This window comes from Brachybacterium sp. FME24 (genome assembly GCF_014897705.1).
Classification (GTDB): domain Bacteria; phylum Actinomycetota; class Actinomycetes; order Actinomycetales; family Dermabacteraceae; genus Brachybacterium.
In genome coordinates, this window is record NZ_JABUXV010000027.1 from 35,238 (window position 1) to 49,947 (window position 14,710).

Sequence of the window (14,710 nt, forward strand, 5' to 3'; positions counted from 1 at the left end):
CCCGACTGTTACTATAGCGCTCAAGTAGGGGTGGTGTGCGACCGCTTGCCGAACTGTGCCGGGAGGCCCACGATGACGACCAGCAGCACCTCGAACGCGCGCGGCAGTGGGCGTGGTCAGCGCGTCACCATCGCGGACATCGCCCGTCGAGCCGGGGTCACCTCCGCCGCCGTCTCGCTCGCGGTCAACGGGCGTCCGGGGGTCTCCGATGCGACCCGAACCCGCATCATCGATATCGCCCGCGAGCTGAACTGGGAGCCCTCCCCGGCGGCCCGCGCTCTGGCCGGCGCCCCCGTTCTCACCGTCGGCATGGTGCTGGCGCGCCCGGCCGACGTGCTCGGCAACGAGGCATTCTTCGGGGCCTTCGTCGCCGGCCTGCAGGAGGTGCTCAGCGCGCAGGACTACTCGCTGCAGATGAAGATCGTGGACTCTCCCGAGGCGGAGATCGAGACCTACCGCCGCTGGTTCGCGCAGCGCCGTGTCGACGGCGTCGTGATGGTGGACCTGCGCGTCGATGACCCCCGCATCCCCGCCCTGGAGGACCTCGGACAGCCGGCGCTGGTGATCGGCGGCCCCGGCCACCACGGCTCCCTGCCCTCCGTCTACGTCGACGACGCCCATGCCACCCACCTCCTCGTGGATCATCTGGTCTCCCACGGGCACCGGCGCATCGCCCGCGTGGCCGGCACCGCGGAGTTCCTCCACACTTCTGAGCGCGACCAGGCATTCCTCGCGCGGTGCCAGGAGCTCGACGTCGACGGCGTCCTGCAGGACGCAGGGTTCGGGGCGCAGGATGCCGCCGTGGCGACCGCGGAGCTGCTGACCCTGGCCGCACCCCCCACCGCGATCGTCTTCGACAGCGATGAGATGGCCCTTGCCGGCACTCATGTGCTGCTCGAGAGCGGCATCGAGGTCCCCGGCGGTATCGCCGTGGCGAGCTACGAGGATTCCCCTCTGGCCCGCACCCACCGACCAGCGATCACCGCGATCGGTCGATCCGCGGTGGAGTACGGCCGTCTGGCAGCCACCCGCCTGCTGGAGATCGTCGCCGCGGGCAGAGGCCGTCCACAGCCTGAGGTCACTGGGGGAGCAGAGCAGACCGGCTCGTCGGTCGAAGTGCGTGCGATCGAACCGATATTGGTGGTCCGCGGCTCCACCGACCCCTCTGCGGACACTGCCCCGCCGTCGGGGCCGAACCGAGGTTAGATAGGTCATACTGGCCGGTGGGAGGCGCAAATTGGGTGCAGGCTCCGAGTAGTCCTGCTACTGTTGCACAGGTCGATCCCGCATAGCTCAATTGGCAGAGCATTCGACTGTTAATCGAAGGGTTGTTGGTTCAAGTCCAACTGCGGGAGCCAGAATATGAGCGCAGCCCCGGGGAGATCCTCGGGGCTGCGTCATGTCGCCCCGAAGGTTCTCGTGAAGGAGAAGGACGATGCCCTCCGTCCCCGATGATCGCTTCCCTGCCCCCGAGGATGTCGGCCCCAGCAGCGTCTGGGCCGATCGAACCGGACACCGCACTCTGCTGGGCCGAAACCAGCGGGGCGTCGAGATCCCGATCGGCAAGGGAGAGGGCGAGATCAGCCCTGGCGAGCTCCTGAAGCTCGCTCTCATCGGTTGCGCCGGCATGAGCTCCGATATCAACCTCGGCCGACGCCTCGGCGAGGACTTCGCCATGCGCCTGTGGGCGCACGGGGAGTCCGACGACGCGGAGAACCGCTACCTCGGGATCGCGGAAGAGGTGCAGCTCCCGCTCGAGGGGCTGACCGAGGCCGAGATCGCCTCCGTCGTGAAGGTCTTCCACCGCGCTGTCGCGGCCGGCTGCACGGTCGAGCGCACCGTCGTGCCCGGCACCGAGGTCACCCACACCATCCTCGGGGCCGATGACCTCATCGCCCCGGCAGCGACGACGGAGCCCGCCTCGGACGCCGCCGGTGCAGCGTCGTCGACCGGGCCCTCCCAGGACGGGCAGGCCCAGCGATGAGCATCCGCCCCATCCGCATCGTCGGCGACCCCGTGCTGCGCACGCCCTGCGATCCGGTCAAGAAGATCACCGACGGCACCCGGAACCTCACTCGTGACCTCATGGATACTGTCGACGACGAGGGCCGAGCGGGAGTGGCCGCCAACCAGATCGGCGTGAGCCTGCGCGCGTTCTCCTGGAACCTCGAAGATCTCGGTATCGGTCATATGCTGAATCCGGTCATCGTCGAACTCTCCGACGAGCTCCAGGACGACGACGAGGGCTGCCTCTCCGTTCCCGGACTGTTCTTCCCGCGCACCCGCTCCGCGTATGCCCGGTGCATCGGCATGGATGTGGACGGCCACGAGATCGAGCTGGCGGGCGAGGGAATCGTCGCTCGTCTGATCCAGCACGAAGTCGCGCATCTGGACGGTGAGCTCTACATCGACGGCCTCGAACGCTCTGTGAAGAAGAAGGCGTTGCGCCAGATCAGAGAAATCCTCTAAGCTCTGTGACAGAGTGACTCGCAGTCCGGCATCTCACACCATCCGGGCGGTTCCGATTCGTTGGGGAAGACGCATCGGAAACCGGAAGGAACGAGATGACTCAGGGCGTTCTGTATATCCACTCCGCGCCGCGAGCCCTTGCACCGCATATCGAATGGGCAGCCAGCGGCGTACTTGGCATGCCCTCACGCGTGCGCTGGGAGGATCAGCATGTGGGGCGAGGTCTGCTCCGCGCCGAGCTGACCTGGCGCGGTCGCGACGACACCGGCGCCCGGCTCGTCAGCGCCCTGCGCGGCATGCATGAGGTGCGCTTCGAGGTCACCCAGGAGGCCACCGTCGCCAGCGACGGCGCCCGCTGGAGCTGCACCCCTGATCTCGGCATCCACCACGCCGCGACCGATCGAGCCGGCAACACCGTGCTGACAGAGGACCATGTGCGCGGCTGCATGGACAGAGCAGGCAATGACCCCCTCGCGCTTCAGCGCGAGCTCGGCATCGCCCTGGGCGAGCCCTGGGACGAGGAGCTGGAGATCTATCGCCACGCCGGCGAGGGCGTCCCGATGCGCTGGCTGCACCGCGTCAGCTGACGGACAGAGCCCCGCTGCACAACTACACGACAACCGAGTGCGACCTTAGGCATGCTTTCGAGTGGTCAAACGGTGCCGTAGGTCGCACTCGATGGTGTCTGCGCATCCGATACCGTCCACGCACTCGATACTGTCTCCGGCGCCGGGAACGCGACGGTCCAGGGCGCAGTGCCGTGACCGTCCAGGCGCGGGGAATGCGACCGTCTACGGTGCAAGGAAGGTGGCCGTCCACGGCGCGGGAACCACTCGAGGCGGCTCCCGCGCCGAGGGGGATCAGACGCTGGTGAACACCAGGGCGATGTCGTGACCGCCGAAACCGAAGGCATTGTTCAGTACGGCGACCTCTCCGCCGGGCAGATCCACCGGAGCGTTCTGCGCGATCCGCATCGGGGTCGCGGGATCGAGATTCTCGATGTTGACCGTGGGCGGGGAGAGGCGGTGATGCGCGGCGAGCGTCGAGAAGATCGACTCCAGCGCACCGGCGCCCCCCATCAGGTGGCCAGTCATCGACTTCGTGGACGTGACCACGATCTGGTCCGTGACTCCGTCCAGCGCGGCACCGACAGCATTCAGCTCACCGATGTCCCCGAGCGGCGTCGAGGTGCCGTGGGCGTTGACGTGCACGATGTCCTTCGCGGAGACATCGGCGTCATCGATCGCCTCACGCACGGCGCGAGCTTGCCCGTCTGCCGACGGCGCAGAGATGTGGTGGGCGTCAGCGGCCATGCCGCGGCCCGCGGCGTAGGCGTACACGCGAGCACCACGGGCAGCGGCGTGCTCCTCGCTCTCGAGCACCAGGATGGCTGCGCCCTCACCGAGTACGAAGCCGTCACGATCCACGTCATAGGGGCGTGAAGCGTGCTCCGGATCGTCGACCCGGCCGGACAATGCACGGATGTTCGCGAAGGCGGCGAGGGTCATCGGGTGGATGCACGCCTCGGTGCCGCCGACGAGGACCACATCGGCGCGGCCGTCCCGGATCATGCTCATGCCCAGTGCCACGGCCTCGGAACCGGAGGCACAGGCGGAGACAGGAGTGTGGGCGCCGGCCTGGGCGCCCAGCTCCATCGAGATCTGGGCACTGGAGGAGTTCGCCATGAGCATCGGGACCGTGAACGGGTTGACGCGACGGGCACCGCGCTCCCGCACGACGTCCCACTGGTCCAGCGTGGTCCAGATGCCGCCGATCCCGGTGCCGACCACGACGCCGAGCCGCGCGGGCTCGACCTCGGGGGCGCCGGCGTCGGCCCAGGCCTCGCGCGCCGCGACCATCGAGTACTGGCCCGAGGGATCCAGCTTCTTGGCCTCGGGGCGGGTGAGGGAGTCGACAGCGCCGGGCACGACCTGGCAGGCGAAGTCCACGGACAGTCCGTAGCGTTCCTTCCAGTCGTTGTCCAGCGTGCGTGCGGTGGACGTGCCGGACAGTGCCGCCTTCCAGGTGGAGGCGACGTCACCACCAAGGGGATTGACGGTGCCGAGACCGGTCACGGCGACACGGGATCGGGAAGCGGACATGCGGACCTCCGGGTCGGGTGGGGCTGGGGACGGCGACGCCCGGGACAAAGCTGCCCCGGGCGTCAGGCGCGAGTCAGGACTGGGCGCCCACGATGAACGTGACGGCGTCGCCGACGGTGGCGAGGTTCTTGACCTCTTCGTCGGGGATGCGGACGTCGAACTTCTCCTCCGCGTTGACCACGATGGTCATCATGGAGATCGAATCGATGTCGAGGTCGTCGGTGAAGGACTTCGCGAGCTGGACGTCCTCGGTGGCGACACCCGTCTCCTCGTTGACGATCTCGGCCAGGCCCTCGAGGATCTCGTTCTCGGTGTGTGCCATGGGTTCTCCTTAGATGAATGGGTTGTGTGGCGGTCACAGACTACCCGCGCGATCGCCGGGTCCCGGCACTGATCGCCGTGATGTCCGTGTGGCGTGACGCGGGTGACAGCCCGCCCGCACGCCGCGGGGTCAGGGGAGGATCAGCACCTGGCCGGCGTAGGCCAGACCTGCGCCGAAGCCGAACTGGACGAGGACATCGCCGCTCTTGGCGGCGCCCTCCTGGATCAGCCGGTGCGTCGCCAGCGGGATCGACGCGGCCGAGGTGTTGCCGGTCTCGGCGATGTCCCGGGCGATGACGACGTCCTCGGAAAGTTTCAGCTGCTTGACGAGCTCGTCCACGATGCGCATGTTCGCCTGGTGAGGGACGAACACGTCGATGTCCTCGACGGTGAGTCCGGACTGGTCGAGCATCTCGCGGATCTTCTTCGCGGTATGCCACACGGCCCAGCGGAACACGGTGCGGCCGTCCTGCTGGAGCGTGGGCCACTCGCCCTCGCCGTCGCGGAACTGCACGAGCGAGCCGGTCATGCGGATGGTGTCCCAGTTGTCGCCGTCGCTGCCCCACACCGTCGGGCCGATCTTCGGCTCGTCGCTGGGGCCGACGATCGCCGCCCCCGCGCCGTCCCCGAGCAGGAAGGAGATCGAGCGGTCGGTGGGGTCGACGAAGTCGGAGAGCTTCTCCGCTCCGATGACGAGCACGTGGCGGGCTGCGCCGGTACGGATCAGCGCGTCGGCCTGGCCGATCCCGTAGGCGAAGCCCGCGCAGGCGGCCGAGATGTCGTAGGCGATGACATCCGGCCGGCCCAGCTCGCCGGCCAGCAGCGTCGCGAGCGACGGCGTCGGGTACGGGAAGGAGATCGTGGAGACGATGATCGCGTCGAGGGTCGCGAGGTCGATCCCGGAACGCTCGATCGCTTCCTTCGCTGCGGTCAGGGACAGGTCCTTGACGCCGACGTCCTTGCTCGCCCGCGTGCGGGTGATGATGCCGGTGCGCTGGCGGATCCACTCATCGGAGGAGTTGATCGGCTCGATCAGGTCGTCGTTGGGGACGATCAGGTCGCCGCGGGCGGCGCCGTAGGAGAGGACCTGGGAGCCCGGGACGATGGGCTTGGCCTGCAACGAGACGGGCATGTCAGTTCTCCTGGTCCGAGGGGGCGGATCCGGCGTGCTCGCGCACGACGGCACGTGCAGCGTCGAGATCGTCCGGGGTGTTGAGGTTCACGGTCGCGATGCCCTTGAGCTCGCGCTTGGCGAGACCCGTGAGGGTGCCGGCCGGTGCCACCTCGATCATCGCGGTGACGCCACGGTCCCGCAGGACGCCCATGCAGGCCTCCCAGTCCACCGGGGAGGCCATCTGGGTGACGATCAGATCGAGGTACCGGGACCCACCGGTGACGACCTCGCCGCCCGCGTTGGAGACCAGCGGGACCGAGGGATCCGCGGCAGTGAGCGTCGGCGCGAACGCGGCGAGCTCCTCGCGAGCATCGGCCATGTATGGGGTGTGGAAGGCGCCGGCGACCGGCAGCGGGATCACGCGGGCCTTCGCCGGGCCGTCCTCGCCGAGCGCGGCGATGGCCTCCAGGGAGCCGGCGGCCACCACCTGCGCGGCGGAGTTGATGTTGGCGGCGTGCAGACCGTGGCGCTCGATGGCGGCCACCACGTCCTCTCGCGTGCCGCCGACCACGGCGGCCATTCCGGTGGGGTCCGCGGCGGCGGCCTTCGCCATCGCCTGGGAGCGCACGGCCACGAGACGCATCGCGTCCGCGTCGCTCAGCACGCCGGCCAGGGCGGCGGCCGTCAGCTCGCCCACGCTGTGCCCGGCGATGATGTCCGCGCCGGGCAGATCGCCGTCGCCGCCCAGCTGGGCGGCGGCGATGATGCCCGCGGCGACCAGCAGCGGCTGCGCCACGGCGGTGTCACGGATGGTCTCGGCGTCGGAGTCCGTGCCGTGGCGCAGGAGATCCACGCCGGCGGCATCGGAGAGGGAGGCCAGCGTCTGTTCGACGCCGGTCAGCTCGCGCCACGGGCTCAGGAAGCCGGGCTTCTGCGCCCCTTGGCCGGGACAGACGATCGCAAGCACAGGAACCTCCAGGGGAGAGGGGGCGGGGTCGGACCCGGGTGAGGAGAGGACGGGTCAGGAACAGGACAGACCACCGGGCTGCCCGTCCCGAAGGAGGGGCAGCCCGGTGGGGTGATCAGGACTCGCCGCCGAAGGAGCCGGACTGGCCCGCGTTGACATTGGTCAGGTCGTACTTGTCGATGGCCTGTCGCACGACCGACGGATCGATCTTGCCCTCGCGGGCGAGCAGCTGCAGAGCCTTGACGACCATGGAGTGCGCGTCGATCTTCAGGTGACGCCGCGCGGCCGGACGGGTATCGGAGAAGCCCCAGCCGTCGGCACCGAGCACACCGTACGGGCCCGGAACCCACTCGCGGATCAGGTCCGGGAGCAGGAAATCGTAGTCGGAGGTCGCGATGAACGGCCCGTTGACATCCGCCAGGCGCTGCGAGATCCACGGGGTGCGCTGGTCCTCGGGGTGGAGCAGATTGTGCTTCTCCGCCTCCTGGGCCTCCTTGCGCATCTCCGACCATGAGGTCACGGACCACACGGCGGCGCGCACTCCCCAGTCCTCGAGCAGGAGCTCGCGGGCGTGACGCGCCCACGGCACACCCACGCCGGAGGCGAGCAGCTGGGCCTCAGGGCCCTCACCCTCGGCGGCATCCTCGAGGACGTACATGCCCTTGAGCAGACCCTCGACGTCCAGATCCTCGGGCTCGGCGGGCTGCACCAGCGGCTCGTTGTAGACCGTGATGTAGTAGAAGACCTCCTGGAGGCGATCGTCCACGCCGTACATGCGCTGCAGGCCGTCACGGATGATGTGCCCCAGCTCGTAGCCGTAGGCCGGGTCGTAGATGACCGCGCCGGGGTTGGTGTAGGCCAGGATCGGCGAATGGCCGTCCATGTGCTGCAGTCCCTCACCGGCCAGCGTCGTCTTGCCGGCGGTCGCGCCGATCACGAAGCCCTTGGCCATCTGATCGCCCGCGGCCCAGAAGAAGTCTCCGGTGCGCTGGAACCCGAACATCGAATAGAAGATGTAGAACGGGATCATCGGGAAGTCATGGGTGGCGTACGAGGTGCCTGCCGCGGTGAAAGCCGCGGTGGAGCTGATCTCGTTGATGCCCATGTGCTTGATCTGGCCGGAGGTGGACTCCTTGTAGGCCAGCAGCAGGTCGCGGTCCACCGACAGGTAGTTCTGACCGTCGGGGTTGTAGATCTTCGCCGTCGGGAACAGTGAGTCCATGCCGAAGGTACGGGCCTCATCGGGCACGATCGGGACCCAGCGCTTGCCGGTCTCCTTGTCGCGCATGAGGTCCTTGAGCAGCCGCACGAGCGCCATGGTGGTGGCGATCTCCTGCTTGCCCGAGCCTCGCCGCGCGACCTCGTAGGCCTTGTCTCCCGGCAGTTCGAGTGGCTTGTGCTCGGTGCTGCGCGAGGGGACGGGGCCGCCGAGGTCGTGGCGTCGGCTCTTGAGGTACTTCATGACCGGCGCGTCGTCGGCGGGCATGTACAGCGGGGCGTCGTAGACGCTGCCGGACTCGAGCTGCTCGTCGTCGACCGGGATGTGCAGGGTGTCGCGCAGAGCCTTGAGATCCTCGAGGGTGAACTTCTTCATCTGGTGGGTCGCATTGCGGCCCGCGAAGTTCGTGCCCAGTCGGTAGCCCTTGATCGTGTGGGCCAGGATGACGGTCGGCTGGCCCTTGTGCTCCACGGCGGCCTGGAAGGCGGCGTGGATCTTCTTGGCGTCGTGGCCGCCGCGGTTGAGCTTCCACCAGATGTCGTCGTCGGAGAGATCCTCCACGAGCGCCTTGGTGCGCGGGTCGCGACCGAAGAAGTTGTCGCGGATGAAGCCGCCGTTCTCGGCGCGATAGGTCTGGTAGTCGCCGTCGGGCGTGACGTTCATCAGGTCGATGAGGGCGCCATCCGTGGACTCCTCGAGCAGCGGATCCCAGCCCGAGCCCCAGATCAGCTTGATGACGTTCCAGCCGGCGCCACGGAACTGGCTCTCCAGCTCCTGGATGATCTTGCCGTTGCCGCGGACAGGCCCGTCCAGGCGCTGCAGGTTGCAGTTGACGACGAACGTGAGGTTGTCGAGGTGCTCCTTGGCCGCGATGTGCAGCGCGCCGCGGGACTCGACCTCGTCCATCTCGCCGTCACCGAGGAAGGCCCAGGTGTGCTGCTCGCTGGTGTCCTTCAGGCTGCGGTTGGTGAGGTACTTGTCGAAGGAGGCCTGCTCGATCGCGGCGACCGGGCCGATGCCCATCGACACGGTCGGGAACTCCCAGAAGTCCTTCATGGCCCGCGGGTGCGGGTAGGACGGCATGCCGTGCTCGCTGGAGACCTCCTGGCGGAAGCCGTCCAGCTGGTCCTGGGAGAGGCGGCCCATCAGGTAGGCGCGGGCGTAGATGCCGGGGGAGGCATGGCCCTGGAAGAAGACGTGGTCACCGCCGCCGGGGTGATTGCGACCACGGAAGAAGTGGTTGAAGCCGACCTCGTACATCGTGGCGATGGAGGCATAGCTGGAGAGGTGACCGCCGACGGACACCCCGGGGCGCTGGGCGCGATGGACGAGCATCGCCGCGTTCCAGCGGTTGATGTTGCGCAGTTCCTTCTCGAGCTCCACGTCACCGGGGTACTCGGGCTGCTCATCGACCGGGATCGTGTTCACGTAGTCCGTGGCCAGCGAGTCCGGAAGGTGAAGGTCCTGATGGCGGGCATGCTGGATCAGGCTCTGGACGACCTCGGAGGCGCGCTCCGTGCCGCGATGCTCGACGAGGCCGTCGAAAGAGTCCAGCCATTCCCGCGTCTCCTCCGGGTCCGGGTCCTGCGCGTGGCTGGGCAGGTTGATGCCGATGGGACGAGGGGTCTCGTGCGAAGTCACACTGTCCTTCTCTCTACGGGAGGCGATGGACCGGCCGTGGGAGCAGTGGGGCGCCAGTGGGCACGGCTCCTTCGGCCTCGGTTCGGGCAAGCCTACCGTCGCCGCAGGGGCCAGGACCCTTCACCAGTCCTCCTCACGTGTGAGACGCCGGACACCCCTTAGCGCTCCCGCGCGTGAAGTGATCGGGGCGCTGGTCGCCAGGCGGGCGGCACCCCTTCTGTCAGGGAATCTCACGAGCGCTGGAGTGTGACGTGCGAGCACGGGCCTGGTGGCATAGGATCAGGCGCGCACAGCTCGACCCAGGACCCCTCGGGCCCTATGACGCTGTCGCATCTGCTTTATCCCATCTCGTGAGGAGTTTTTTCTTGTCAACGTCGGCCGACGCCACTTCGTCCAGCTCGCCTGCCGAGCCGCTGGCCTTCACATCGGGCCAGATCGTGCAGGAGTTCGGTTATGACGATGATGTCGATCTCGACCTGCGCGATGCCATCGAAGATCTCATCGGAGACGAACTCCAGGACGAGGACTGCCAGGAGATCGTGGATGGCGTCATCCTGTGGTGGCGAGAGGATGATGGTGATCTGACCGACGCCATGGTCGACACTCTCACCACCCTCGCCCCTGGCGCGCCCGTGTGGGTCCTCATTCCGAAGGCCGGCCGTGAGGGCCATGTGTCCCCGGCCGACGTCCAGGAGAGCGCCGGCATCGCCGGTCTGCGCGTCATGAGCTCCTTGAACCTGGCGAAGGACTGGACAGGCACTCGCCTGGCCAGCCGTACCAACTGATCTCTCGTGCGCTGTTCGCCCCGCGTGCGGGGTGAACAGACCTTCCCTTCGGGGAGGCTTCAGGGGCCCAGCCCCGCCCGGGTCGTTAGCTCAGTTGGTCAGAGCGCCTGGTTTACACCCAGGAGGTCCCCGGTTCAAGTCCGGGACGACCCACGCAGGTCAGGCCAGGAAACAGGCACAGGTGAACAGCGTCAACATCGGGTCAGTGTACGAGATGTGTACTAGATGGCTGTAGATACACGAAAGCGCCCCCAGATCCGCAGACCTGGGGGCGTGTTCATGCCGCGACTGTTCGGCCCTACCCACCGCGAACGTTCGGGACGGGCGCAGTGTGTGCGTGTGTGTCAGTGGTCGGCGCGGTGTGTGTTGGCCGGTTTGTCGGACAGCACCTCGCCGCCCAGGGATGCGCCACCGGTCACGGGGATGGAGCCGAGTGACGTAGCCACAGACACGACGACCGCGAGACCGACAACGGACGCGGCCTGTACGGGGTCGACTTCGAGGATGCCGGTCACGTCGGCGGCGAGGAATGCGACAACGGTCTGCCCCGCAGTCTTGACCGCTCGTTCACCGGCTGCGATGTAGAACTTGGAGGTAGCGAGAACGCTCATTACTTGTCCTTCCGGAGCATCGGCAGACGCTCATGTATGTATTCGAGGATGTCGTCCACGGTGCCCTGGGGCTTCTGCCGTAGACGGTCCGTGACACCGATCAGAGTCCACCTATAGAGGCGGTTCTCCTCGGCCAGGTCATCGAGGCGCTTCGTGTCCTCAGACCGTGCAGCCTTCAACTCGGCGATGGAGTCCTTGTGCTCGGCAAGGATCACTTTCATCTGCTCGAACGCTGTCTGGTCGCGTTCAACGTCCGTGTCACGCACGCCCTTGCGATGCGAAATAATGCCCTGGATGATCGCGGCGACCGTGCCGCCACCAAACACGGCGACTAGGAGTGTGACTACGGCGTCGCTCACTCGGGGGCCTCCTTCATCGCGGCGAGGCGTCGGCCTTCGCGGTCGATGTGCAGGAGTGTCCGCACGCGGGCGAAGATGAGGCATCCGAGTAGCACGAGCAGGCATGCACGGGGGCCACTGCCGGGGGAGTCTGTGAGGGTCTGAACCCAGGACAGGTACCCGTAGATGACGACTCCGCCGAGTGCGAGGATCAGGCCGGGTAGTTCGACCTTGTACTTGCGGAGCGCGTGACCGAGGGCTGCGAGTGCGCTGCCGAGCGAGAGGAACACACCCCACGCGGTAGTGAGCATCAGTCCGAGGCCTTCGTATGACTTGGGCGGGTCGATGAGAACCCATGCGCCTGCCGTGACTCCTGCGAGCCATCCGAGGACCATTGCTGCTCGGTAGGCTTGCAGGGCGGGGACGGGGTAGGGGGAGCTGAGCATGCTGTTACCTCGCCCCGTGCTGGTTGAGCTTGTTCTGCAACGCCTTCGTGGTGCCTTCGTAGACCACGCCGTCCTGTGCCACGCCGATCCATCGCTGTAGCCGCTTGATGGTCTTCGAACCCTTGGAGTTGCGGCCCGTGTACTCCCAGCCGTTCGGGGAGATCCCGTTGCCGAGCTCGTCAGGCTTGTAGGACTGGTGCTCGATCAGACCGTCCACGACGGGGTGGCCGAGGTATTCCTGTAGCGACCGCCACGCGTTCGGCCCCATGCGACCATCAATGGCCAGCTTGCGCGCCTTGACACGCGAGTTCAGGAACCGCTGCAACGCCTTCGTAGTCGTCGTACCCCAGCGGCCATCCTCCGCGAGGCCCTTATGCTTCGACGGTGTGACGATGGGGCGTCCAAGGTTGACGGTGCCGCCCTTAGCCATGGCCACAATCTCGGGCAGGTAGGGGAGGTAGTCGCCGGGGCATTCGGTGCTTGTCCAGTGCGAGTGCGGGTAGACGGGGAGTTCGCCGTTGCGGGCGAAGATGTCCGCGAGCAGTGCCGCAATCGTCGGCAGGGTTTCGAGCACCTTGTTCGGGTCGCACTCAATGACGATGCCTTCAAGGTTCGCGGTCCGGTTGCCGTTGCCCCATGCGCCACGGTTCTCGGGCAGGATGCGGGCGACCTTGTTACCGGACACGACGTAATGCGCGGACACTTGCCGCGCGTTGTCAATCAAGTAGTCACGGATGCCCTCGTACGACTGGCCGGACGGTCGGCCCCACCAATGGATGGTCGCATGCTTGATCGAGTGGCCCTTGCGATCGTCGTAAGCGTTGACAGCGGGACCGGCTTCCTCGAAAGTATAGTCCGATGCCGCAACGACGGGCTTGGATACTTTATCGGGGACGTGCACCACTACCGGTGCGTCACCTTTTCCCAGGCCCATCGCCCGCTTAGTGGTCGATCCGACCTTGCCGTCAGCAGTGAGACCGTTCTTCTTCTGCCACGCCTTGATCTTGGCCGCGGTGCCGGTGCCGATCTTCCCGTCAACCTCAGCGCCAACAACCTTCTGAACCGCGCCATGATCCAGGACACCCTCAGACTTCATGCCATCGCTGGACGAGATATACCGGAAGTGCCAGGACTCACCGACGCGACGGCCTTCATCCCACGACCACCCATACAGGCCGCCGTTAGACTTGATCCAGTTCTGGATAGCTGCCGGGTGAATATCGACAGCCATGCCGTCCTGGTGATTGCTCCCCAGATCAGGCGAGGCGACCGACACACCACCCGGCTTGCGTGCCCAGATCGAACCCGCATAGCCACGGTCAGTAGACAGCTTCCTGCCGCGAGACACCTTCGTATAGTTCGCCTTGAAGATCGCCACCTGATCCGCATGCGTACGAAGCGCAGACCAGATCGAGAAGTTCACCCCCGTATCAGCCACCGCGCGATTCAACATCCGCTGCAACGACTCGAAAGCATCCTTACGCAGACGCTCCGTCTCGCGTTTATTGCTCCACGCCACGGGCATGGAAACCATAGGGACAGCCATAACGGCCTCCAATCCTCCCGCGCGTGCGGGCATGAAAAAGGGGCACCGCGCAATGCGATGCCCCTAACGTTCGTGCTTGTCAGGCTTCGAGGGCCGCGACCCGCGCAGCGATAGCGTCCAGTTGTGCAGTGGTAGCGAACGTGGTCCCGAGCGGGAAGCCGTTGACGCCGTACCAGGTTTGCCAGCCGGACTGGTAGAGAGTTCGCTTGGCCATCGCGTTCGACTGCCAGGGAGTGAACGTGTGGATCACGTATCCGTTGGCCTTGTTCCACGTCTTGACTTCGAGGACACCCGCAGCGTTGTCGTGCGGGTACCCCTGGGCCTTCGTGGCCCGGGAAGAGAAGATCTGGGTGTAGAAACCAGGGGTCGTGATCGTGTCGAGATGGGCGGTTCCGAGGTCGATCGGGTCGTCCCACGTGCCCTTTGCTGCGACAGCGGTCGAATCAGCGACTGCGAGCTGGTACGGGGACAGGACCACAAGATCGCCCGCGTTCTGCAGGGTCACCAGGTAGTCCAGGACCTCAGTCAGTCCAGCCGTGGTGAGCATGCCCGACAGGTCAATCTGGGAAGGGTGCATCATCAACTGCAGGCCCTTACCCGCAGCGACGGCCTCATCGATCTTGGCCTTGATCGTCGCGGGCGTCAGGGAGTCCATCTGGTAGCGAGCCAGGCCAGCACGCGGCACACCGTCAAGTGGGTGCAGCTGCGTACCGATCAGTGACCCCGACGCCACCGCGTGATGCGCGAGGATCAGGCGGCCCGCGTACGTGTTCCAGCCCTCGGGCCGCTTGCCCCCGTCGTAGCCGCCATACGTACCGGACGAGACGCCGGGCGGGTTCCAGCCCCACACGTTGCCAGCCGCCGCAGGTAGTTCAGCTTCGATCTGCGCGAGGCCTTCAACGATCTGCGTGTAGAGCGCGGCGTCAGTGTCGGCGGGTGCGTGCGTCGCGGAATGGTTCCAAATCTCCACGTCACCAGCCGCCACCCACGAGTTCAGCTCGGAGGCCGTCACGCCCGTGTTCTCGGGGTAATGCCAGTTGCCGGGGTTGTACGCCTGCGCAACCTTGAACCCGCGCGCCGTAGTCAGAGGCAGAATTGAAGCGCCCTGGGTTTCGTTCCGTGGTTAGACGGTCGCGGGCGCGGTCGTCGTG

Annotated in this window: 15 protein-coding genes and 2 tRNA genes; 7 read left to right on the forward strand and 10 right to left on the reverse strand. The window is 66.7% G+C overall.

The genetic code is table 11. The features are described from left to right. Positions 1–72 precede the first annotated feature (72 nt). The 5 genes from INT51_RS20635 (at position 73) to INT51_RS20655 (ending at position 3,056) form a co-directional block, all read left to right on the forward strand. Positions 73–1,206, forward strand: coding sequence for a LacI family DNA-binding transcriptional regulator (locus INT51_RS20635; RefSeq protein WP_193107297.1), 1,134 nt, complete (start codon positions 73–75; stop codon positions 1,204–1,206). A 76-nt stretch (positions 1,207–1,282) separates the two neighbouring features. Beyond that, a tRNA-Asn gene (locus tag INT51_RS20640) sits at positions 1,283–1,358 on the forward strand. A 77-nt stretch (positions 1,359–1,435) separates the two neighbouring features. Further along, positions 1,436–1,984 (forward strand): OsmC family protein, encoded by a 549-nt coding sequence (locus INT51_RS20645; protein WP_193107298.1) that lies wholly within the window; start codon positions 1,436–1,438, stop codon positions 1,982–1,984. Further along, positions 1,981–2,469 (forward strand): peptide deformylase, encoded by a 489-nt coding sequence (locus INT51_RS20650; RefSeq protein WP_193107299.1) that lies wholly within the window; start codon positions 1,981–1,983, stop codon positions 2,467–2,469. Before INT51_RS20645 ends, INT51_RS20650 begins: the two co-directional genes overlap by 4 nt. Before the next feature lie 95 nt (positions 2,470–2,564). Continuing rightward, entirely contained in the window at positions 2,565–3,056 is a 492-nt protein-coding gene (locus tag INT51_RS20655; RefSeq protein WP_193107300.1) for a DUF3145 domain-containing protein, read from the forward strand. Positions 3,057–3,329: 273 nt separating this feature from the next. Here the strand turns inward: INT51_RS20655 and INT51_RS20660 are convergent, their stop codons facing one another. The 5 genes from INT51_RS20660 to aceE all read right to left on the reverse strand — a co-directional run bounded on the left by INT51_RS20660 (position 3,330) and on the right by aceE (position 9,833). Then, positions 3,330–4,571, reverse strand: a complete 1,242-nt coding sequence (locus INT51_RS20660) for a beta-ketoacyl synthase (RefSeq protein ID WP_193107301.1) — start codon at positions 4,569–4,571, stop codon at positions 3,330–3,332. Positions 4,572–4,644: 73 nt separating this feature from the next. After that, entirely contained in the window at positions 4,645–4,893 is a 249-nt protein-coding gene (locus INT51_RS20665; protein ID WP_193107302.1) for an acyl carrier protein, read from the reverse strand. A gap of 129 nt (positions 4,894–5,022) precedes the next feature. Next, positions 5,023–6,024: a beta-ketoacyl-ACP synthase III gene (locus tag INT51_RS20670; RefSeq protein WP_193107303.1), complete on the reverse strand. Its 1,002-nt coding sequence runs from the start codon at positions 6,022–6,024 to the stop codon at positions 5,023–5,025. Between the two features lies 1 nt (position 6,025). After that, the gene (locus INT51_RS20675; protein ID WP_193107304.1) at positions 6,026–6,973 is read right to left on the reverse strand and encodes an ACP S-malonyltransferase; all 948 of its coding nucleotides are present in this window, start codon (positions 6,971–6,973) and stop codon (positions 6,026–6,028) included. A gap of 115 nt (positions 6,974–7,088) precedes the next feature. Continuing rightward, positions 7,089–9,833, reverse strand: coding sequence for a pyruvate dehydrogenase (acetyl-transferring), homodimeric type (aceE, locus tag INT51_RS20680; RefSeq protein ID WP_193107305.1), 2,745 nt, complete (start codon positions 9,831–9,833; stop codon positions 7,089–7,091). Positions 9,834–10,198: 365 nt separating this feature from the next. On the opposite strand from aceE, the gene INT51_RS20685 reads away from it, so the two are divergent. Further along, the gene (locus INT51_RS20685; RefSeq protein WP_193107306.1) at positions 10,199–10,618 is read left to right on the forward strand and encodes a DUF3052 domain-containing protein; all 420 of its coding nucleotides are present in this window, start codon (positions 10,199–10,201) and stop codon (positions 10,616–10,618) included. A 79-nt stretch (positions 10,619–10,697) separates the two neighbouring features. Further along, positions 10,698–10,771 (forward strand) — tRNA-Val (locus INT51_RS20690). Positions 10,772–10,962: 191 nt separating this feature from the next. Here INT51_RS20690 and INT51_RS20695 read toward each other — a convergent pair. The 5 genes from INT51_RS20695 to INT51_RS20715 form a co-directional block, all read right to left on the reverse strand. Then, on the reverse strand, positions 10,963–11,229 hold the full coding sequence (locus tag INT51_RS20695; protein ID WP_193107307.1) for a holin: 267 nt from the start codon (positions 11,227–11,229) through the stop codon (positions 10,963–10,965). Further along, positions 11,229–11,588, reverse strand: a complete 360-nt coding sequence (locus INT51_RS20700; protein ID WP_193107308.1) for a hypothetical protein — start codon at positions 11,586–11,588, stop codon at positions 11,229–11,231. Before INT51_RS20700 ends, INT51_RS20695 begins: the two co-directional genes overlap by 1 nt. After that, entirely contained in the window at positions 11,585–12,013 is a 429-nt protein-coding gene (locus tag INT51_RS20705) for a hypothetical protein (protein WP_193107309.1), read from the reverse strand. Before INT51_RS20705 ends, INT51_RS20700 begins: the two co-directional genes overlap by 4 nt. A 4-nt stretch (positions 12,014–12,017) precedes the next feature. Then, complete coding sequence (locus INT51_RS20710) at positions 12,018–13,547, reverse strand: peptidoglycan-binding protein (protein ID WP_193107310.1); 1,530 nt, start codon at positions 13,545–13,547, stop codon at positions 12,018–12,020. Between the two features lie 91 nt (positions 13,548–13,638). Next, on the reverse strand, positions 13,639–14,571 hold the full coding sequence (locus tag INT51_RS20715; protein ID WP_193107311.1) for a hypothetical protein: 933 nt from the start codon (positions 14,569–14,571) through the stop codon (positions 13,639–13,641). Positions 14,572–14,710 lie beyond the last annotated feature (139 nt).